Source organism: Methylovulum miyakonense HT12, assembly GCF_000384075.1.
GTDB lineage: Bacteria > Pseudomonadota > Gammaproteobacteria > Methylococcales > Methylomonadaceae > Methylovulum > Methylovulum miyakonense.
The window spans coordinates 2,970,265-2,991,131 of the sequence record NZ_KB913025.1 but is presented as its reverse complement, the minus strand read 5'-3'; the positions used below and the strand labels follow the sequence as shown (position 1 = coordinate 2,991,131).

Genomic DNA, 20,867 nt, shown 5'->3' with positions numbered 1-20,867 from the left:
TGTTTTCCTCACGGGGCGGTTTGGTTTTGGTACAGGGCGACAAAATCCTGCATACCCAACGTAGTGACAATGTCCAAATTGTCATCAAGAATTTCATATAACACCCCCGCACTGCCGCGTATGCTGAAAAAGACGATGGCGTCCACGTCGCCACCGCCTTCCCGATGCGGATCGTCACTGGCCGGGCTGACCGTATAACTGCCCACGGGCCTAGCCTCTTTCAGCGTGCCGTCCGCCCAATACAGCCGATGTTCGCCCTGGATGACAAAGGTATGGTTCAAGGCCTTATGCCGATGCAGGACGATCTGTTCCCGGGCGGAGAATTTAAACAGCACGTCAATGAGGGTGTTGGCTTGGTCAATATTTAGGATGAAATAACATAAGTGCTCAAACCCTGCCAGGGTTTGCCAGGGGATGCGGGTGTCGTCGAACAAATGGTCTGCCATAGTAGATGCCTCGTATTTGGTTATTGAAAATGCCCGGCCTATACCAATCATTAACCGGAATTGGGCGGGCAACAACAGTTTAGGCAATTGCCGCCCTGCCGTAAGCCGAGATTTGCCCTAAAAACACGGGCAATTTGCCCGACATCCCGCAGTGGCTTCCCAGAACCCGCCCAGGCACTTAGAATGGCCACACCGACTGGCCATTTTGTCCCGCCCTGCCCTTAGCATGAACCTACTCCGCCATTTATTGCTGCGCATCGTCGCCGTCGCCTTGCTGTGCCTGCTGGCAACCACCGCTTATGTGCTGGTTTCCAGCAACCAAGCCGCCCGACAGGCAACCTGGCGCGTCACCGAATCACTTGGCAAACAACTCAGTTTCCAACAATTGCAAATGCGTTCCGGCTTCGGCCATGCCCTGCCGTTCCCTGACTTTACCTTATGGAAACAAACCCGTAGCGTGGCGGGGATCTGCGTCCATTTTGCCGCCACCAGCAGCCAAAAAACCTACAACTTGTGCAATGGCGCGGAACTGCCCGGGACTCCAGTGCCCAGCAGTTTCGAAGCCTTGTACCGTTGGTTTTTCAATCCTGGCCTAGCGCTGCACCAAGCCATCACCTTCAAAGGCCTCGAATACGGCGTATTGACGGTCACACCCAGTGCCGAGATGGAAATCACCCAGGCTTGGGAAAATATCCGCCGCTTGCTGGGCTTGTCCGTCACCACTGTTTTTGCCGTGTGTTGTTTGGTGTACCTCAGCATCCGCCGGGCTTTGCGGCCAGCGCAAACATTGGTTAAGGGGCTGGGGAATCTGGAACAAGGCCAGCTCAGTTACCGCTTGCCAAAATTTGAACTCATTGAATGGCAACGCATCGCCGAAGCGGTCAACCAACTGGCGGCCAGCCAGCAGCAATTGTTATCGGACCGCCAACGGCTGGCCATACAACTGCTGGAAACCCAAGAAGAAGAGCGGCGATATTTGGCGAGGGAACTGCACGACGAATTCGGCCAATGCCTCGCCGCCATCAATGCCGTCACCGCCTCCATTGCCCAGACCGCCGAAGAAAGATGTCCTGAGCTGCTTGCCGAAACCGGACAAATCAGCCAGATCACCCAACATCTGCTGATTGGGGTACGGGGTTTATTGGCACGCTTGCGCCCCGCCGAACTTGACGGGCTAGGCCTTAAGGCCAGTTTGGAGGGCTTGGTTTCCGGTTGGAACGCCCGTGGTGGCGGCACCCGTTACCGGTTGGTTATCAGCGGCGACTGTGCGGCGCTCCCTGAAGCCTTGGCATTGACCGTGTTCCGTATCATCCAAGAATGCCTGACCAACATCGCCAAACATGCCGTCGCCAGCCATGCCGAAGTTAGGCTGGCGATCAGCCCTGGGGCGGTGGAATTGGACATTGCCGACGACGGTATCGCCACCCGCCTGCCCTTCCCCACACACACGGGCATCGGCCTGCTGGGTATCCGTGAACGGGCCACCGCGCTAACCGGATGGCTAGAATTAAGCCTCGTCCAACCGCATGGCCTGAGGGTGGAGGTTTGGCTACCGCTGGGCCCAAGCACCGGGATGCGGAGATGAACCCGCCCATCCGCATCTTGTTGGTGGACGACCACGCCATAGTCCGCGCCGGTTACCGTGCGTTATTGGCCAAGCAACCGGGCTTGCAAGTGGTCGCCGAAGCCGCTGACGGCATCCAAGCCTACCAGCAGTTTAAGGAATCCGCCCCTGACGTGGTCGTCACCGACCTGTCCCTACCCGGTATCAGCGGCTTGGAAGTGATTGCGCGTATCAGACAACGCGACGCCAAAGCGAAGATACTGGTGTTCAGCATGCACCAACAACCCAGTTTTGCCCTACAGGCGACCCGCGCCGGGGCTTTGGGTTACATCACCAAAAGCAGCCCGCCCGAGGTGTTGCTGCGGGCCATCCACGACGTTTATGCGGGCCGCCAAAGCTTGAGCGCCGACATCGCCCAAGCTTTGGCCTTGGCGCAACTCGGCACCGAACGCATGGCCTTGGACACCTTGACCGTGCGGGAATTTGAAATCCTGCGCCTGTTGGTCGAAGCCAAAAGCGCCGGGGAGATCGCCCAAACCCTTAATATCAGCACGAAGACCGTCAGTAACAGCCATTACCTGATCAAACGCAAACTTGGCGTGAACAGCGACATAGAACTGACGCGCTTGGCGATACGCCTGAATGTGGTCAGTTTATTGGAATCGCCAGCCATGGATGGCCAAGGTTCAGGCACGGCGGTTTAAGCGCTTACCCGAAAACTCCCCTTTCCGTTTCTGGCGGAACAGCCCCATTATTTAGTATCATGGCCCGATGCCATTATGCCAAAGCCTTTAAAAGGGTTTCCGTAAGAGGCCAGCGCCCGGCCAGTCTGGAATTGCCGGCATTGCTTGCGTAAGGGCGGAGGACAAATGGCTTCCAGCCGATAAACCCTGGCGGCCACGGGAAAAATCGCAAGCCTTTTACGTGCCGTTGGCGTTATAGTGGATCCCACACATAACCGATTAATAAATTACCCAGCCATTTATCCAGGACCAAGCCATGCAAAAACTCACCCTCACCGCCCTGCTCTTCGCTTTACTCCAAGGCTGTACCGCCGAAAGGGTTTATAACGCCGCCCAAGGCGCACGTCTGAACGAATGCACCAAAATCGCCGACAATGCGGACCGGGCCCGGTGTTATGATTCCGCCACCCAGTCTTATGACCACTATGGGCAAGGCCAACAACCGAAACCCAAAGATTAAACGCCGCCCCCAATCCAGCCAATTAAGGCTGGTGCCGCTAGCCAAACCACCCACCATGTAGCCCGGGCTCCCAAACCTGCGGTTCAGGGCGGCCAATCGGCCCACCGGGCTACCGGTTCTCAAACCGGTTAAAATCAAACAAGCCCGCTTCTATCGGAAAACTTTTGCGGTAAGCCGCATGCAACATATCGGTATGCGCCCAAAAACGGGGGGCTGTCCGCCGGATAGCAAAACGGGCGCTGAGGCCGGTATAGGCGGCTTTGGAGTCCAGGTGCTTGATTGTCCGTATGAACTCCGGCAGTTGGTGGAGTCCCAGCTGATAAAACGCATTCGGGTAAGCCCCCAAAAAGCCAGGCACTAGCGTCAGGGTGTCTTCGTCCGGCAGGCGGCGGTCTTCTTCTTTGAACAGTTCGGAAACGTTGCTGTGCGCACTGTTGCGTAACAGCGTGAAATGGTGCGCTTGCTTTTGCCCGTCATTGATGGTGATGAACACGGTTTCCGGCAGGTAAGAAACGGCTTTGCCTTTAAGCCCGGCGAGCTGCTCCAGCAAACCTACCGCCCCTGGCAAAGTGGTTCCGTCCAATTCGTAACGCTTATCCAGTACGGGTTTGAGATGCTGTTTCCAAAGCCCCGCGAATTCATGCCACGGCTCTTGGGTTTTATAAAGTAGGCCTGTGTTTTGGACATACCCGCGCTGGCTATCCCGCAAATGGGCCAGCACGGCATCGGGTGCATCTCGGTACCATTTATCCTGCACACTGCCGCGCATCGACAAGGGCAAAAAAGCGAGGACGTGTTGCTCACCTTCCATCCGCAAAAAATCCATGTACAACCTGGCTTGCAATTGATGGGCGACGGTGCCAAAAACATCAAAACCCGCCACCAGCAAATAATGGATGCGCTCCAGCAAAGGGTAACCCATGATCATGGCGGTTTGCGGTTGTCCGCCAACCAAGCCTTGGACGATACTGGCATTATCGAAATTTCTAAATACGGTGAGCGCGGCATTGGGGTTGTTGCCGTCGCCATCCCATAACAAGGAAAGGTTAGGCAAATTTCGTCCGGCCAGCGCCGAGTTCAACAGCGTGCTTTTGGCGCGTAGGTACCGGGTTTCCTGTTGCGCATACGATTGCCATTTCAGTAAACTGGTCAAACCCTGGTCACTCGTGGGCAAGTTGGTTTGCTTGAGTACGGCCGCCAGAAAATCCTGGCTTTCTTGAAACGGATTATCGGGATGGACAAAACCTATCCAGAAATAATCGTTGATGACATTGATCGCCACTTGGCCACGACAAACCGGGCCTTTGATGAAGCCCATCACGGTGAACAGCGCTTCATCCAGCATCAACCGGTAACGCGAACGCACCGGAATTTGTCCGAACGCAACAAACGGGTTGGCGGCAATTTCCGGTTTATACGACGGTAACTGCGTGACTTCGTAAGGCGCGTCAAGAAACCAGCTTTTGATGCGTTGCATCCGTGCATCATCCAGCGCATAAGGCATGTGGGTTTTTGCCAGCAATGCGCCTTGCACCGGACGCAGGCGGTAGTAAACCCGCGCCACTAGCGGGTCGTCAAAGGGCCGGCGCGAGGCGATCAGGTCGATAGGTTGGCCGGGCGGCGTTTTCGAGCGCACCAGCTCAAAAAATTCGGGCTTGGGAAGGTCGTCAAAATAAAGGTGCGCGAGGAACCAATGTTCGTAAATATAGCGGCCCATCAGACGCGCTTTGAGGCTATCACCGTTCAAAAACACTTCCCACTTAAGGGCACGGTCAAGCTGGTTTTTTGCCAAGGGCTGCGGCTTTTCCACAGGCGCACCAGCTTCCAGCCAGCGCACCAAGGTTTGTTGTTCCTTATCGGTCAAGGCGGGCAAGCCATAAGGCATCCCCCACTCCGGATGGTCTTCGGCGAAACCGTCAAACACCTCAATCGCGGGGCAAGATTCTTCCCTGTACAAGGAAAAGTCGAAACGCCCGTCAGGCAATAAGCCTGATTTCGGGAACAGGTGTTGCTTTTTCAATTGCAGCATCCTGGCCATGACACTGGCTTCCCGATTGGCCACCGGATCGGGCTTACGTTCGTTCAGCACGGGTTCGAAGCCTTTAAGCCGCCACTGGCTGTTGTCCTGGGCATCGGTAAACAGCCGGGTCGGGACCATCATTGATAGCCTTAAGTCGTCATAAATCTTTTCTTTGCTGGCCCCGCGCGTAATGCCTTCGTAACTGCCCATCTGCAACTGGCAGGGCGCGTCGAAACAGCCATGGCAAACCGTGCAACGGCTGTCGGTGATAGGTTTGACATCACGTCGGTAGCTGATTGGGGAGGGGATGATGGACGGGTGTTCGAAACGGGCGGGGTCGGCAACGCCGTAACGTTGGTCGAGTTGGTGGCGCGTATACGCTGCACAACTAGCCAGCAAGAGTAAAACCGAAAAGACCAGCAAGTTGCGCATATAAGTCGCCATTTATAATTGTTATTACATTTTATAGGGTTACGATCTTTAACTAGAGGGATTGGGATTGGGATTGGTGGATAAGGTGGTGAGACTGTGAAAGTATTGCAAAATGCTCTAAGAATTAATGATTTTCCACAAAAAACACGAAAAATACGAAAAATACGAAACCTGGGTATCCCCTTGACTGGAGTAAACACTATATGTTGTGGTGAGTTGGTTTTCGTCCACGGACATTTTTCTTGATAGTTTCGTAAGTCACGGCATCGGTCAACACTGCTTGTTGGAGTAATCGATAAAAAAGTTTTCCGCGGTGCCGTGAAGTTCGTCGATTGAATCGAAATGTATATTCATCGAGATAATACTCAAGATGCTCATGAGCAACCGCCCCCTGCAAAGTACCACCTAGCCATCGTTTCATCAGGCTGGCAACCAGATTACAAGCAGGCAACAGATTGTCCCCAACCTCAGCATCAGTTCGAACCACTTTGTGAATGTACCCACGATTGCCAATTTGGTTATAGCCAGCCCATCCATCCGTTCGAATCACGCTCCCTGGTTCAACCGTATCCTGAATGGCTTTTTCTAAAGATTCTGCCGAAGCATCTTCTATTCGTTTCAGTCGTATGCGCCCCAATTTTTTTCCGTCAAGTTGCGCAACCATAAGAATCAATACCTTACCACTGGCGCCACGTCCGCGTTTTCCGTCGTGTTTTACACCACCCACAAAGGTTTCGTCGATCTCAACGTTCCCAGATAAACGATCACGGCCTTGCCTAACCATGGCGCGACGCAATTTGTGAAGCCATGTCCACGCAGTTTCATAGCTACCAATACCAAGCATACGTTGCAGTCCTTTGGCGCTCGCACCATATTTCTGCCCTGTGACCCACCAGATTACCCGAAACCAAACCATCAACGGCTTCTTTGTCCGTTCAAAAATTGTTCCTGCCGTCACTGATGCTTTGTAATCGCACGATCTACACCAATGAAGCCCGTGATCAATTAACCAAGCTTTTCGATGACCGCAACGCGGACAAACAAAACCATCAGGCCATCTCAACTCACACAAATAATGCCAGCACGCTTCTTCGGTGGAGAAGCGTTCCTCAAATTCAGCCAACGTCTTCGGGTAGTCGTCCATGGATGACAACACTACCGATAGTAGTCACTCCAGTCAAGGGGATACCCAGGATACGAAAAATACGAAAAATACGAAACAATTAAATAATAACTTTCAATAACTTATATTTAATCTGGTTTTACACTTTCGTGTTTTTTCGTGATTTTCGTGGACATAAAATAATTCTTTCACAGTCTCTGGTGCTTATGGAATCCAAGCTGGCCAGAAAGCTTGTAATAGCCCGGGGCTAGGCAACTTGGTGATAACCCGGTCATAATAAAAAATGGCCGGATGGCGCACCCTCCAACCATCCAGCCCCTGCGGTACTTTAATAAGGGCAACCCATGCGGCTATCCCTATCAAAATCCCCTTAACGTTTTTGCCAACCGGACGGGGTTTCCACGTATTGGCCTGATGGCGTCTGGCCAATGACTTTTTGTGCCGTCAGTTTCCCGACATCTTCCGCAGCCACGCCGTTTTTGATGGCTATGCGCTGGTACTCCGCTTCCCGCAGGCTGTTGATCTCTTGCACCAAGGCCTTCACATCGGCGGGCGCATTGGGGTCAACCAAACCCAAGAAACCGTTCATCCGCTCCCCCACATAACCGGCCGCTTTTGCCTGGCTTAGGTCAGCCGCAACAACTGGCATGCCAGCCAATGCGAATCCAAGGAACAGGCCTGCCAACATATATTTGAAGTTTTTGTTTTTCATTAATCGCCCCTTTAGAACAGCCCTTTTTGCGTGGAAATCAGCTCGTCTACGTCTTTTTCAATTTTCAAGCGGATTTCATGTTCGATTTTTATGTTCATGTTAATTTCAATGGGTTTCTCCGGCGCCTCGAATTTGACAGAAGGCGTGCATCCCAATAAATAACAGGCCCCCCACAAAATTGCGGCGGGCTTTACAGTGCTCCACTTCATTGACTTCTCCGATCCGCCAGCGGCGGCTTTGGTTGATGGGTCCCAACTGGGGGTTTCAGCAGTGGTTTCGTTGATGTGTTAGTGGTTGCCGATGCCGTGCTTGCCGCATCCAAGATGGCCCGCTCAAAATCGCCGGCCATCATGCCTTTTTTTAAGAGCTCCGGTAATTGTCCGCTTAAATTTAGGTTGAAAGCGATCGGATGCCCAGACAACACTTCTGGGTTGCTGCCTTCCAATCGTAACCCTAAGTGATAACCGCCATTAGGCTGGTAATTTACCTTGGCCTGCAGGCTATGGTACTCCAAATTGCGCAAGGCCCTAAACGCAAGGTTTTCCTTATCGGCAACCGGCCCTTGATAACGTAACACGCCCGGGCGCGCACCAATAAGCAGGCCGTCCTGCAATTCGACAGTCTTCCCGGTGACCCGCAATGGCAATTCGCCACTGACTATACCGCTTACAGACAAATCTTTATAGTGCAGTGTCGCTAACAGTTGCGAAAGGTCAACGTCACGGATCCGTAACGTCAGCAAAATTGGACGTTGCTTGAGATCGATTGTGGTTGGCAATATCTCCAACTGGCCGCCAAACATCGACCCGACCCCGCGCTCTAGCTTCAATTGGTTATCCTGAAAAGCCGCCTTGACATACAAGTTTCGGGCAAGCATTTCCTTACCGAAGCCAAGTTCCGGAATATCCCCCGACAATGCCAAGGAAGCACGGCTAAGGTCAGCCATATCAACGTTAATGCTAGCGTGGACGGCGTGCACCGTACCTGCCACTAAGGCCACGTCAAAAGCATTAAGATGCGCCACGCCAGAAACAAGCCGCTGGTCTTGCCAGCGCAACTGCGATGTCCCCTGGACTTTACCAGCCGTAAAACGCCAAGCACGGGCCATTTCAGGCAACCAGGGCTGCACCAATTCAAGCATGTCCACAACGGCCATATCCAGATGGGCATTAAGGTTAACCGCACCCGATTTGGTGAGCGACAAATCGGAACCGGCCAAATACTGGCCATCACGGGTCAGCAAGGCCCGCCCTTGTAGGATGTGGAGTTTGTCCGCTGTTCCAGTGCTAAAGTCCAGTTGTACGGATGCGACATTAGGTTTGATCCAGGTAGTGACGGAGGGGGCGATTTTTGCCCTTAAGGTTTCCGGCATCAGGACACTGGTGCTTAACCATTCACCCAGTGCGCCAATGCCAGCCCGCAAACGGGCTTGCCTATCCGCTTGATCCAGATGGTCGGCGGTGAGTTCGAAAACCTTATTCCCCGGCGTTTTTTCTGCGACAACCTTAGCGGTGCGGAATCCCGGGCCAAATTCCATCCGAAAGGATTTCTTGGCATCCTCGAATTTTGCTTCGAGTAAATTCGCTGTGCCCCGGCTGATTTCCGCCCTCCCGATGAAACGGCTTATCCCCCACGGGGTATCGAATTCAAAATCGAGGTTTTCGATGGTTAAACGTTCAAGCGGATAGGCCAAGGTGCCAAAAGGGGCTCCCCCACCTTTAGCCCCGGCGACCTCCGCAGCCTGGTAGCCCAGCTTCAGTTGCGCATGGGCCACGACAATGGTTTTGACTTTAGGTATCCTGAAGTCGTAGCCCACACCCACCTCCGCCAATTTGGCAGATAACCGCCCTACCCCGGTGTCTATGCCAAATTCCATTTCCGATAGCATGGCTTGGTCAAAACCAAATTGCAGCCCCGAAATCCTTGGCGATACCAGGGATGTCCGGTCAAGAAAGCGTTGCAGCACCCACTGCATCATAATCGAGCGCTTCCACCAAACGCCAATGCCCAGAACCACCAGGACAATCAGGAAAGCGGTGAACAGACGGAACCCAAAACCATGCGTTTTTTGGTCCCTATTTTCGGAAGTTGCTGAAGGTTTCATGGACAAAGCAGTTCCAAGACGATGCCTTATTACGTATTTAAAATGTCGTTATGCGGTGTCGGGCAGTTTTTGGCACTTTCGGGTAATCTTGCATAAGGGCGCCTTAGCCTTACCACAAAAAATGCCTTACCCGTTACCCCGCCAATTTATAGCCACAAATTAGCTGACGTAATGTATCACAACTCACCTACCTCACCTGTAACATAACAAAGCCAATGTCACTTCGGTGAAAAAACCCAAACTTCAGTTAAATCACCCCGGCACTGCCATTAAGTTAATGGTTTTACTCAAAATAAAACAATTAGTAGGTCGGGTTTACCCAAAGGGCATAAAAGCGATAGCGTAACCCGACGCATCAGCACCCAAATGTCGGGTTACGCTATCGCTTTTATGCCCTTTGGGTAAACCCGACCTACGATTGATATGCACCGCAAAAATACAACCGTAACCACATGAATATTAATTTTATTCTTTAACTTAATGGCAGTGCGGCATTGCCGGGGGTAATTTAACTTTCAGGCCGTGCGTCCGTCCATTGAACCCATTCAAAAAAACACAAGCAAACCCTTAAGCCAACTCCAGCCGCGCATAAACAGAGACCGGCACTTATAGGACGGCCTCTGATAATACGTTCCGGTTAAACTCAGTTTGCCGGTGTTGCTTATTTGTGGATTTCGTGACCGACAACGCCACCTACGGCTGCACCACCAACGGTTCCCAGCGCACTACCTCCCGTAATGGCTGCGCCGCCAAGGGCTCCCACGCCTGCACCAATAGCGGTGTTTCTGCCTTGTGCCGACATTCCGGCACAGCCTATCAAGCCAAGAACCATAGCCGCCATGACCATACTAAGTGCGGTTTTTTGTAAGTTTTTCATACTATTATCCCTTTAAATAAAATCCCCGGATGTTATGTCCGGTCAATTGTGGCTTTCGGATAGCCGGCCAGTGGTCACCTGGACAAAATTCAAAAAAATCTTGTACAGGCAAATGGGTGACGCCTGTTCGACAGAACCAACCATAAGGCCTGCCACGATGCCAACACACATCCTGTTGGCCCCGTCAATCTGAGTTTATTGGACAAACCTTCCACCGTCTGTCCGTTGACGCACATAAGCCCTATCCGGTTTCGGAAACGGCCGCCTTCAACGCTAATTCCAGCGGCTGATGGCGGCAAGCAAGTTTATGTACGTTACCGTACCGACTAAACTCCCATTTTGCCGTTATGATTTTTTCTGCGTTGGTAATGACTTGCTGGAAAATCCGGCGAAGGCCAAGATCCATCCATTATTCCCATTTCAAGCAGCACCAACGGATACAAAAACACTATCCAATCGCCCACACCCTGGAAAGCCCATGAAAACAAAAAATGCATACATTGAAAGTCTGGCGGCAGAATTGAAAGAATGGGGCGCCCAAATTGATGCCATAACCGCCAAAACTGAACAATCAGTCGGGATGGCAAAACTTAAATACGGACAAGAACTTAATAACCTACGCACCCATCAGCAAGCCGCTTCCCTCAAGATGAGGGAGCTTGAAGCAGCCAGCGACGATGCTTGGGAAAAACTCAAAGAAACGGCGGATAAGGTATGGGATGACTTGAGGACTGGCCTAGCGAGCGCCAATGCCAAATTTAAATAAGGCCTAGGCGGTTTTATCTTCATCAGCGCCGGGAACCCGTCAATTCCCCACCACCAGACTTTTACACCTAGGAGAACGCTATGACTGTCGCAATCGAACCCTTACTGGCCCTAGTGATAGGGATACTCATTCTAATCGTGCCAAGGTTTTTAAATTATTTCGTGGCGGTGTATTTAATCGTCCGGGGTATTTTAGGGTTAATGCCCATTACCCTAACTTGATTCATCCCCAGGGCATACGGAGATTACGAAGCTCCCATTCTTGATAGCCGAACCAATAATACGCTCCGTAACCTAGTGTGTTACGTGGTGAATTGTTTTATCCCTTTCCTTAAAACAGGAGCACTACCATGTCACTTGGCACAATTTTACTCATCATAATTATCCTCATGCTGATTGGCGTCATCCCCGCTTGGCCGCATAGCCGCAGTTGGGGTTATGCGCCCAGCGGTAGCTTGGGATTGGTGCTTATCATTATCTTGGTCCTGATTTTATTGGGCAGAATTTAGCGATTAAGGCGACGTTGTCATTCCCGTCCCCATGCACCTCATAAGCACCATAAAGCCCATAATTATTAACTCAACACCCACCTGCCCAGGCTGGTGGGTTGAAGATCGACGGACTAAACCGCCGGCTAAAAACAATACGTCTGAAGCCGGTGGATTTAAACCACGGCTACCGCACATGCGTGCGGGATAAAACCGCCATATGGAATTAAAAACCAATGCCTTATATGGATGCATATAGCTTGGGCAACACTTTTTTGTTGCCCAATACTTTGGAATGTCGGCGTATTGGAATGTTGGGCAACAAAAAGCGCTTGCCTAACCAACGTTTTACTTGGAAATAAACTATGCTGAAGCGTCAACAACAAAAACCGCGTGTTAGGGTTGCCCATCCTGGTGGTGAAGAACCCATCCGCTTTGAATTGTTCAGCACTGAACGCTTAGGACAACACGCAGTCAGTTTGGCGCAAGCGCAGAAAATCAGCGCCCAAAAACAAGGCCAAAAACTCATCCCCCGCGTCCACGATAATGCCCAAGTGTTGCTGGAAGCGTATCAAACCGTCGCCAAGGCAGTGCGGGAACAACACGCCATCACCCCGGCGGCGGAATGGTTGTTGGACAACTTCCATATCATCGAAGAACAAGTCAGCGACATCCAAAGCGATTTGCCCGAAAAATATTATCTGGAATTGCCCAAACTGTCCGAAGGGGCGTTGGCGGGGTTCCCGCGCGTTTACGGTATCGTCTGGGCGTTGGTTGCCCATACTGACAGCCGTTTTTCCGCTGACTTGCTGATCCATTTTATTAAAGCCTATCAAGCCGTTGACCCGCTGACGCTAGGCGAACTCTGGGCGATACCGATCACCTTGCGGATGTTGCTGGTCGATAATTTGCGGCGCATAGCGGTGCGTGTCATCGCCTCGCAAACTGGCCGGAAGTTGGCGGATGATTTTGTTGACCAAGTCGAACAAGCCGCAGCGCTCACCGACCAGCCGGATGCGCCATTCCCGGCCGGGGTATTGCCTAGCGAACCCTTGCGCCAAGCTTACGCCGTGCAAATCCTGCAACGTTTGCATGACCCGCATTCGGGCGCGATGCCGTCATTGGCTTTTATCAATGAATGGCTGAACGGAAAAAACTTGAGCCTTGATGATGTCGTGCATTGTGAACATGCCGACCAAATCGCCGATAACGCGACCGTCCGCAACATCATCACCAGTATGCGGGCCATTTCTGCGTTTGATTGGTCGTTGTTTGTCGAAGAAGTCAGCTTGGTCGATGCGTGTTTGCGCACCCATGATGGCTATGGGAAGATGGATTTCCTCACCCGTGACCGTTACCGCCACGCCATAGAAGACTTGGCTAGGCGTTCGCCACATTCGGAACTGGAAATTGCCCATTTAGTCATTGCCAAGATCCGGCACCTCAGCGAACAAACCACAGCCAACGGACGCCTGCAAGAACCGGGGTTTTATCTGATCGGTGCGGGCAGGTACGCGTTCGAGAAGGAAATCGCTTATCGGACTTCTTTCCGGCAACGCTGGTTACGCACCACTATCGCCAACGCCGGCTTGGCGTACATGGGCGGTTTGGTTGTGTTGACCGGATTGTTGCTGGCATTGCCGTTGACCCTGAGCTTTGCTGCGGGGCTAAGCGAATTCCAATTGGCTTTGCTGGCCTTGTTCGGCGTGTTCCCGGCTTCTGACATTGCGGTGGGGCTGGTCAACCGGCTTATCAGTGCGGGTTTGCCGCCACGGCATTTGCCCCGCTTGGAATTTAAAGACGGCGTACCTGAAGCCTTAAGCACCTTTATCGTTGTGCCGACCTTGTTCACCAGCGAAGCCGGAGTGAAAAACCAAATCGAACAAATGGAAGTCCGTTACCTCGCCAACCCTGAAGGGCAAGTGCATTTCGCCTTGTTGTCTGATTGGTGCGATGCCGACCAGCAAACCCTGCCTGATGACGGGCAACTGCTCAGCACCGCAATGGCTGCCGTGGCGGCACTCAACACCAAGTACGGCGGACAGCACTTTTTTGTTTTCCACCGCAAACGTTTGTGGAATGCCAGTGAAGGCAAATGGATGGGTTGGGAGCGCAAACGCGGCAAGCTGCATGAATTTAACCGCTTGTTGCGCGGCGCAACCGACACGTCTTTTCTGCCCATTGCCGGCGAGCCCGCCGCCACCCCGCAAGGCGTTTGTTATGTCATCACTTTGGATGCCGACACCCGCTTGCCGATGGGCGTGGTCAGCCAATTGGTCGGTGTCGCCGCCCATCCGCTTAACCAACCCGTGTTTGACCCACAGTGCCAATGTGTGGTGGACGGTTACAGCATACTCCAGCCACGCGTCACGCCGACGTTGCCGCTACGCCACGAACATTCGATGTTCCACCAGATTTTTGCCGGGACTTCCGGCACGGACACTTATTCCAGTTCCGTATCCGAGGTGTATCAGGATTTGTTCGCGCTCAGCACTTACAGCGGCAAGGGTTTGTACCATGTTGACAGCTTCGAGGCCGCGCTGGCGGGACGGGTGCCAGACAACACCCAGCTCAGCCATGATTTGTTCGAAAGCGTTTATGCCCGTTGCGCCTTGGTCAGCGATATAGAGTTTTTCGAAGAATTCCCTTCGCACACCGAAGTCGCCGCGTCCCGCGAACACCGCTGGGTGCGTGGCGATTGGCAGTTGCTGCCGTGGATTTTTGGTCGGGGCGGCAAAGGCATGCCGATCATCGGGCGTTGGAAAATGCTCGACAATTTGCGCCGTTCCTTATCCGCTCCGGCAACTTTTTCGGTATTGGTGGCCATCTGGGCCATCCCGAACGCGCCGCTGGCGGCACTGATCGGCTTCGTCCTGACGGCACTGGCTTTCCCCGCCTTGCTGACCATCGCCTGTGAATTCACCTTGCCGCGTCGCGGCATTTCGTTGCTGGCCCACGTCCGTGCGGCGGTGGAAAATATCCTGTGGGCCATCGTCAACAGTCTGGTGGCCTTGACTTTGCTAGCCCAACACGCTTGGCGGATGACAGACGCTATTGTCCTCACTTTGATCCGGCTATTCATCACCCACCGCCAATTGCTGAAATGGGTCACCGCCTTGCAGGCAAAAGACGCATCAGGCCACACCCTGAAAAGCCTCATCCGCCCCCTGTTGGGTTCGTCTATCGTGGTCATCGGCGCGGCAGCGGTGGTGCTGGTGTTTAACCCTGCCAGCCTCAAAGTCGCCGCCCCATTTTTAGCGCTATGGTGGCTGGCACCGATAGTCTCCAGAGCCTTAAGCTTGCCGCCCCGGCTCGATAACGCCGAATCGCTGATGTCTGACGATAGCGCAAAACTACGCCTGATTGGCAGGCGTATCTGGCGGTTTTTCACGACTTTTGTGACCACCGAGGAAAATCACCTGCCGCCGGATAATTTTCAGGAAGACCCCGAACCAGTTACCGCGCATCGAAGCTCGCCGACAAATTTCGGCCTGTATTTATTGTCGGTTATTGCGGCACGGGATTTTGGCTGGTTGGGATTGACCGACACCGTCAACCAGCTGGAAGCGACCCTAACGACATTGGCCACCCTGCCCCGTCTGCACGGACATTTTTACAATTGGTACGACACCCAAACCCTGCAAGTGCTGGAGCCCAGGTACATTTCCACCGTAGACAGCGGTAATTTGGCCGGGCATTTATTGGCTTTGTCGGAAACTTGCCAAGAACTTCTGGCCAGCCCGCTTAGGCTACCGAATGCCTTGACGGGGCTGGCGGACACCCAGCAACTGCTATTGGCCGCGCTCGCCAATATGACCGATGAAAAACGCACCTTGACCGTGACGCTGAAAGAGTTGCAGCAAAAAAGCCTGGTCATCGGCGGGCTGTTGATAAGCCAACCCTCTGACGCAAACGGCTGGAGCCATTTATGGCGGCAATTGACGCTCAGCACCGAATCGCTGCACGACTTGGCAAGGGCTTACGCGGCCGAACGGGGCGATATGGTGGACAATGAAGTGTTGGCCTGGGCAAAATTGCTACGCAATGACACCCGTTCGCACACATTGGATATGAACAATCTGTTGCCGTGGCTGCATATCCCAGAGCATTTTTCCGAAAACAGTAATACGCCAACGCATCACTTGACGCTGGCAATGCCGCTGAACGGGATGGCCGCCTGCTACGCGCTGGTTCTGGCCGGGATTCAGGCATTGCCCGAAAACACCATCGAATCCGCTGACTTAAAAGTCTTGGCAGTGGCGCTTCGGCAAGCCAGGCAGCAAGCCACCGCACTCACAGCGCGTTTGGAAAATATGGTGGCCCAATGCGATAGCTTGTTCCACGATATGGATTTTGGTTTTCTGTATGATAAGGAATGCCATTTGTTTTCAATCGGCTACCGCGTCACCGAAGGCACGCTAGACCCCAGTTATTACGATTTGCTGGCTTCCGAAGCGCGGCTGGCCAGTTTTATCGCCATCGCCAAACGCGATGTGCCGGACACGCACTGGTTCCATTTAGGACGACGGCTGACCCGCGCCGCCAAAGGCACGGTGTTGTTGTCGTGGTCAGGTTCGATGTTTGAATACCTGATGCCGTCGCTGGTGACGTTTACGCCGCGCTACAGCCTGCTTGACCAAACTTGCCGCTTGGTGGTGATACGCCAGATTGAATACGGCAAGGAACGCGCGGTGCCGTGGGGCGTTTCCGAATCGGCCTTTAACGGGCGTGACTTGCAATTTACTTATCAATACTCCGCGTTTGGTGTGCCTGACTTAGGCATGAAGCGCGGGCTGGATGAAGAGCTGGTGATATCCCCTTATGCCACGGCCTTGGCGGCGATGTATCTGCCCCATGCCGCCGTGGAAAATTTCGCCCGTTTGGAAAAGCATGGCGCGTTGGGCCGTTACGGTTTTTATGAAGCGCTGGACTTCACGCCGAGCCGGCTTGCGGAAGGCCAAGCCGTGGCGATGGTGCGTTGCTATATGGCGCATCATCAAGGGATGTCCCTGGTGGCGTTCGCCAATGTCGTCCATGACGGGTTGATGCGCCATCGTTTCCACCGTGCGCCGCAAATCCAAGCGGCCGATTTGCTATTGCAGGAACGCATCCCACGCGGCGCGGACACCAGCAGTTTGCCTGTCCTAGAAGCCCTTGCCGAAGTCAAGGACTCGGTGCAACCGCCTGTGCGGCGGGTGCCTTCGCCTACGTCCAACGTGCCTTCGGCGCATTTGCTGTCGAACGGGCGTTATGCGGTGATGGTCACCGCCGCCGGTTCCGGTTACAGCGCATGGCGGAACCTGGCGGTGACGCGCTGGCGTGAAGATGTGACCCGTGACAACTGGGGCAGTTACCTTTATCTGCGTGATGTCGCCAGCGGCCAGGTGTGGTCCGCGGGCTACCAACCCACCGCCGCGCTACCCGATGCCTATGAAGTGCTGTTTGCCGAAGACCGCGTCCGCCTCATCCGCACCGATGGCGACTTGGCCAGTACCTTGGAGATTGTCATATCGCCGGAAGACGATGCCGAAATCCGCCGTTTGAGCGTGACCAATAATGGCCCGCGCACCCGCGAAATTGAAATCACCTCTTACACCGAGATTGTCCTTGCCCCTATGCCCACGGATATCGCCCATCCGGCCTTTTCCAACCTGTTCGTCCACACCGAGCCTCTGCCGCAAGTGCACGGATTGCTGGCCCACCGTCGGCCACGAACCAGTACTGACCCCGTCCTTTGGGCTGTACAGGTGTTGGCAGGCCGTCAAAATGGCCAAGGCTTCCAATACGAAACCGACCGCTCCCGCTTTGTCGGACGCGGCCAAACGGTGCGCGCACCCATCGCAGTGATGGATGGCAGGCCGCTCACCAACACCGTCGGCGCGGTGTTGGATCCGATTTTTAGTCTGCGGACCCGTTTGCGTATCGCCCCGGGCACGACCGAACATGCCACATTCACTACGCTGATTGCCCACTCGCGCACGGCTGCGGAAGATTTGGCGGACAAATACCACAACATCGCGGCATTTGAACGTGCGTCCGTCTTGGCATGGACACATGCCCATATCCAGCTCCACCATCTGCGCATCAAACCTGACGAAGCACAATTGTTCCAGGATTTGGCCAACCGTTTGCTGTTTGCCGACCCGTCCATGCGTTCCGCCAGCAAGCTAATGCAAATGAACACCTTAAATGTCACGGGGCTGTGGCAATACGGCATTTCAGGGGACCGGCCGATTGTCGTGCTGCGGGTCACCGAACTTGAAGACCGCGGCATCGTCGAACAATTGCTCCGCGCCCATGAATATTGGCGCATGAAAGGGCTAGCCGTCGATTTGGTGATACTGAACGAAAAGGAACTGTCTTATGTTGAAGATTTGCAGGCCTTACTGGAAGGCATGGTGCGGGAAAACCAAGCCATTTCAACGCACCAGGAACCCGAAAACCCAGGGGCGATTTTTGTCATGCGCGGCGACCAACTGCCAATGGAGTCCCAGCGGTTGTTGCAGACTGCCGCCCGCGCGGTGCTGGTCAGCAGCCGCGGCACCTTAGCCGAGCAATTGTTAAGGCGGCCACGGCCCGCATCAGCGTTCGTCCTGCCCAAAACCCTGCCAGACATTGCCGCCAACACGCCCGCCTTGGCCTTGCCGCCACTGGAATTTTTCAATGGCTTGGGCGGGTTTACCGAAGACGGGCGCGAATATGTCATTGTTTTGGATAACAACCAGTGGACACCCGCACCGTGGATTAACGTCATCGCCAATGCCGAATTTGGTTTTACCGTGTCGGAAGTGGGCAGTGGCTGCACCTGGTCGGGCAACAGCCGCGAAAACCAATTGACGCCTTGGTCCAACGATCCGGTCAGCGACCCGCCCGGTGAAGCGTTTTATATCCGGGACGAGGCAACGGGCGAACTATGGAGCCCCACCGCCTTGCCGATCCGGGTGGAAAACGCCAGTTATGTGATCCGCCACGGGCAAGGTTATAGCCGTTTTGAACACGCCTCGCACGGTGTCCATAGTGAACTGCTGCAATTGGTCAGCCCCGACGATCCGGTCAAAATCTCGGTGTTGACCTTAACCAACGTGTCCGGCCGCCCCCGCAAACTGTCGGTCACGGCTTATGTCGAATGGGTGTTAGGGGCGTCACGTAGCGTCACCGCCCCGCATATCATCACCGAACTGGATCCGGTGACGGGTGCAGTGTTTGCCTACAACCCTTGGGATGTCGAATTCGGCGGGCGTATCGCATTTGCTGATCTGTGCGATTTACAAACCAGCTGGACGACCAACCGTACTGAATTCCTCGGCCGCAACGGCAGTTTGGACGCGCCTGCTGGCTTACTCACTGAAAAACCACTCAAAAACCGGATCGGGGCGGGATTTGACACCTGCGCCGCATTGCAAACCCCCTGTGAACTGGCACCGAACGGGCGGGTGGAAATTGTTTTTCTGTTAGGGCAAGGCAAAGACCGCGCCCAGGCCAGCGGCTTGGTGCAGCAATACCGCGCCACACCGGTCGTGGCGACGTTTGCGCTAGCCACGCAAGCATGGGAAACCGTGCTGGGCAAAGTCCAGGTCAAAACCCCGGACCGCGAATTGGATATTTTGTTGAACCGCTGGCTGCTGTATCAAACCCTCAGCTGCCGGATGTGGGCGCGGGCGGGCTTTTATCAAGTCGGCGGGGCTTATGGTTTCCGCGACCAATTGCAGGACAGCATGGCTTTAACGGTAGCCCGGCCCGATCTTGCCCGTGCCCACCTGCTACGTGCAGCGGCCAGGCAATTTGGCGAAGGCGACGTGCAGCATTGGTGGCATCCGCCAACAGGCCGGGGGGTGCGCACGCATTTTTCCGATGACCGTGTCTGGCTCCCTTATGTCCTTACGCACTATCTCAACGTGACTGGCGATACGCAACTATTGGACGAAGCCTTGCCGTTTCTGGAAGGCCTGGTGCTGGCGCCGGATCAGGATGATGCTTACTTCCAACCCACCCACTCCACCCGGCAAGCCAGCCTTTACGAACACTGCGCCCGTGCCTTGGATGTGAGTCTGGCAACCGGTGGGCATGGCCTGCCCTTGATGGGCAGCGGCGATTGGAACGACGGCATGAACCGCGTCGGCAACCAAGGCAAAGGAGAAAGCGTATGGCTGGCGTGGTTTTTAATCGCCACGCTAAACGGATTTACTAAAGTGGCAAGCGCACGGGGCGATAGCGAACGCGCCAACCGCTGGAACGGACATGCCGAGCAACTGAAAGCCGCCATCGAAGCCGAAGCCTGGGACGGCGCCTGGTACCGGCGTGCCTATTTTGATGACGGCACCGCCTTAGGTTCCGCCGCCAATGCCGAATGCCGGATTGATTCCATCGCGCAAAGCTGGGCTGTCATGTCCGGCGTTGCCGATGACGGGCGCGCACGGCGGGCGATGAGTTCGGTGCAAGAATATCTGGTGCGTGATGGCGAGGAACTGCTGTTGCTATTCACGCCACCTTTCGATAAAACCGAACGTGACCCCGGTTATATCAAAAGCTACCCGCCCGGTGTGCGCGAGAACGGCGGGCAATACACCCACGCGGCGGTGTGGTCGGTGATTGCCTACGCCCTGCTGGGCGATGGCGACCAAGCGGCGGAATTGCTACGGATGCTCAACCCGATCAAACGCACGTCCACCCGTACCGGTGTTTACGCTTACAAAGTCGAACCGTATGTGCTGGCGGCGGACATTTACGCCGAACCGCCACATGTCAGGCGTGGCGGCTGGACCTGGTACACAGGGGCGGCGGGTTGGTATTACCGCGCCGGTTTGGAATCTATTTTAGGTTTGCAAGTCCGCGCCGGGACGCTGGTTTTTAATCCCTGTATCCCTAAGGCTTGGCGCAGTTACAGCATCATTTATCAGCACGAAACCAGCCGTTATGAGATTAGTGTGGAAAATCCCAATGGCGTGATGCGCGGGGTGGTGATGGTTGAAGTGGATGGTCAGCGGCAGTTAGACAACCGTGTCATTTTGCAAGATGACGGGGGTGTGCATAAGGTGCGGGTGGTGATGGGGTAGTTGAGATCGTGCCAAAATTTTTTGTATAAACCTATCAGGTCTTAAAGACCTGACAGGTTTTAATGCCTGAAAACTTATGC

14 protein-coding genes are annotated in these 20,867 nt (G+C 54.2%); 7 read left to right on the top strand and 7 right to left on the bottom strand.

The genetic code is table 11. The features are described 5' to 3' along the window. Positions 1 to 8: 8 nt before the first annotated feature. Positions 9 to 446 (bottom strand): cupin domain-containing protein, encoded by a 438-nt coding sequence (locus tag METMI_RS0114860; RefSeq protein ID WP_019867088.1) that lies wholly within the window; start codon positions 444 to 446, stop codon positions 9 to 11. 226 nt (positions 447 to 672) lie between these two features. Between METMI_RS0114860 and METMI_RS0114855 the strand changes: the two genes are divergently transcribed. From METMI_RS0114855 to METMI_RS0114845, 3 genes are all read left to right on the top strand, one after another. Next, complete coding sequence (locus tag METMI_RS0114855; RefSeq protein ID WP_019867087.1) at positions 673 to 2,031, top strand: sensor histidine kinase; 1,359 nt, start codon at positions 673 to 675, stop codon at positions 2,029 to 2,031. Continuing rightward, positions 2,028 to 2,714: a response regulator gene (locus tag METMI_RS0114850; RefSeq protein WP_019867086.1), complete on the top strand. Its 687-nt coding sequence runs from the start codon at positions 2,028 to 2,030 to the stop codon at positions 2,712 to 2,714. The genes METMI_RS0114855 and METMI_RS0114850 overlap by 4 nt, the downstream gene beginning before the upstream one ends. A gap of 295 nt (positions 2,715 to 3,009) precedes the next feature. Next, positions 3,010 to 3,213, top strand: coding sequence for a hypothetical protein (locus METMI_RS0114845; protein ID WP_019867085.1), 204 nt, complete (start codon positions 3,010 to 3,012; stop codon positions 3,211 to 3,213). A gap of 109 nt (positions 3,214 to 3,322) precedes the next feature. Here METMI_RS0114845 and METMI_RS0114840 read toward each other — a convergent pair whose 3' ends face one another. The 6 genes from METMI_RS0114840 to METMI_RS0114815 all read right to left on the bottom strand — a co-directional run bounded on the left by METMI_RS0114840 (position 3,323) and on the right by METMI_RS0114815 (position 10,481). Next, the gene (locus METMI_RS0114840; protein WP_232215233.1) at positions 3,323 to 5,677 is read right to left on the bottom strand and encodes a fatty acid cis/trans isomerase; all 2,355 of its coding nucleotides are present in this window, start codon (positions 5,675 to 5,677) and stop codon (positions 3,323 to 3,325) included. Positions 5,678 to 5,864: 187 nt separating this feature from the next. Next, a complete protein-coding gene (locus METMI_RS24240; RefSeq protein WP_083930123.1) occupies positions 5,865 to 6,809 on the bottom strand; it encodes an IS1595 family transposase in 945 nt (314 codons plus the stop codon). A gap of 349 nt (positions 6,810 to 7,158) precedes the next feature. Further along, positions 7,159 to 7,500 (bottom strand): YdbL family protein, encoded by a 342-nt coding sequence (locus tag METMI_RS0114830; RefSeq protein ID WP_019867083.1) that lies wholly within the window; start codon positions 7,498 to 7,500, stop codon positions 7,159 to 7,161. A gap of 11 nt (positions 7,501 to 7,511) precedes the next feature. Then, on the bottom strand, positions 7,512 to 7,709 hold the full coding sequence (locus METMI_RS0114825) for a YnbE family lipoprotein (protein ID WP_019867082.1): 198 nt from the start codon (positions 7,707 to 7,709) through the stop codon (positions 7,512 to 7,514). Next, a complete protein-coding gene (locus tag METMI_RS0114820) occupies positions 7,706 to 9,604 on the bottom strand; it encodes a YdbH domain-containing protein (protein ID WP_019867081.1) in 1,899 nt (632 codons plus the stop codon). Before METMI_RS0114820 ends, METMI_RS0114825 begins: the two co-directional genes overlap by 4 nt. 661 nt (positions 9,605 to 10,265) lie before the next feature. Further along, positions 10,266 to 10,481: a glycine zipper 2TM domain-containing protein gene (locus METMI_RS0114815; RefSeq protein ID WP_019867080.1), complete on the bottom strand. Its 216-nt coding sequence runs from the start codon at positions 10,479 to 10,481 to the stop codon at positions 10,266 to 10,268. A gap of 307 nt (positions 10,482 to 10,788) precedes the next feature. Here METMI_RS0114815 and METMI_RS27050 point away from each other — a divergent pair, with 307 nt between their 5' ends. The 4 genes from METMI_RS27050 to METMI_RS0114780 all read left to right on the top strand — a co-directional run bounded on the left by METMI_RS27050 (position 10,789) and on the right by METMI_RS0114780 (position 20,787). Then, complete coding sequence (locus tag METMI_RS27050) at positions 10,789 to 11,247, top strand: sll1863 family stress response protein (RefSeq protein WP_156829865.1); 459 nt, start codon at positions 10,789 to 10,791, stop codon at positions 11,245 to 11,247. An 80-nt stretch (positions 11,248 to 11,327) separates the two neighbouring features. Continuing rightward, complete coding sequence (locus METMI_RS26330; RefSeq protein ID WP_019867076.1) at positions 11,328 to 11,468, top strand: DUF3096 domain-containing protein; 141 nt, start codon at positions 11,328 to 11,330, stop codon at positions 11,466 to 11,468. Positions 11,469 to 11,596: 128 nt separating this feature from the next. Next, positions 11,597 to 11,755: a DUF3309 family protein gene (locus METMI_RS26325; RefSeq protein WP_019867075.1), complete on the top strand. Its 159-nt coding sequence runs from the start codon at positions 11,597 to 11,599 to the stop codon at positions 11,753 to 11,755. Positions 11,756 to 12,099: 344 nt separating this feature from the next. Further along, positions 12,100 to 20,787, top strand: a complete 8,688-nt coding sequence (locus METMI_RS0114780) for a GH36-type glycosyl hydrolase domain-containing protein (protein ID WP_019867073.1) — start codon at positions 12,100 to 12,102, stop codon at positions 20,785 to 20,787. Positions 20,788 to 20,867 lie beyond the last annotated feature (80 nt).

Excerpts from the sequence above, each read along its gene's own strand:
- METMI_RS0114860 (WP_019867088.1), bottom strand. The coding sequence starts at position 446 with ATGGCAGACCATTTGTTCGACGACACCCGCATCCCCTGGCAAACCCTG.
- METMI_RS0114855 (WP_019867087.1), top strand. The coding sequence starts at position 673 with ATGAACCTACTCCGCCATTTATTGCTGCGCATCGTCGCCGTCGCCTTG.
- METMI_RS0114850 (WP_019867086.1), top strand. The coding sequence starts at position 2,028 with ATGAACCCGCCCATCCGCATCTTGTTGGTGGACGACCACGCCATAGTC.
- METMI_RS0114845 (WP_019867085.1), top strand. The coding sequence starts at position 3,010 with ATGCAAAAACTCACCCTCACCGCCCTGCTCTTCGCTTTACTCCAAGGC.
- METMI_RS0114840 (WP_232215233.1), bottom strand. The coding sequence starts at position 5,677 with ATGGCGACTTATATGCGCAACTTGCTGGTCTTTTCGGTTTTACTCTTG.
- METMI_RS24240 (WP_083930123.1), bottom strand. The coding sequence starts at position 6,809 with ATGGACGACTACCCGAAGACGTTGGCTGAATTTGAGGAACGCTTCTCC.
- METMI_RS0114830 (WP_019867083.1), bottom strand. The coding sequence starts at position 7,500 with ATGAAAAACAAAAACTTCAAATATATGTTGGCAGGCCTGTTCCTTGGA.
- METMI_RS0114825 (WP_019867082.1), bottom strand. The coding sequence starts at position 7,709 with ATGAAGTGGAGCACTGTAAAGCCCGCCGCAATTTTGTGGGGGGCCTGT.
- METMI_RS0114820 (WP_019867081.1), bottom strand. The coding sequence starts at position 9,604 with ATGAAACCTTCAGCAACTTCCGAAAATAGGGACCAAAAAACGCATGGT.
- METMI_RS0114815 (WP_019867080.1), bottom strand. The coding sequence starts at position 10,481 with ATGAAAAACTTACAAAAAACCGCACTTAGTATGGTCATGGCGGCTATG.
- METMI_RS27050 (WP_156829865.1), top strand. The coding sequence starts at position 10,789 with ATGTACGTTACCGTACCGACTAAACTCCCATTTTGCCGTTATGATTTT.
- METMI_RS26330 (WP_019867076.1), top strand. The coding sequence starts at position 11,328 with ATGACTGTCGCAATCGAACCCTTACTGGCCCTAGTGATAGGGATACTC.
- METMI_RS26325 (WP_019867075.1), top strand. The coding sequence starts at position 11,597 with ATGTCACTTGGCACAATTTTACTCATCATAATTATCCTCATGCTGATT.
- METMI_RS0114780 (WP_019867073.1), top strand. The coding sequence starts at position 12,100 with ATGCTGAAGCGTCAACAACAAAAACCGCGTGTTAGGGTTGCCCATCCT.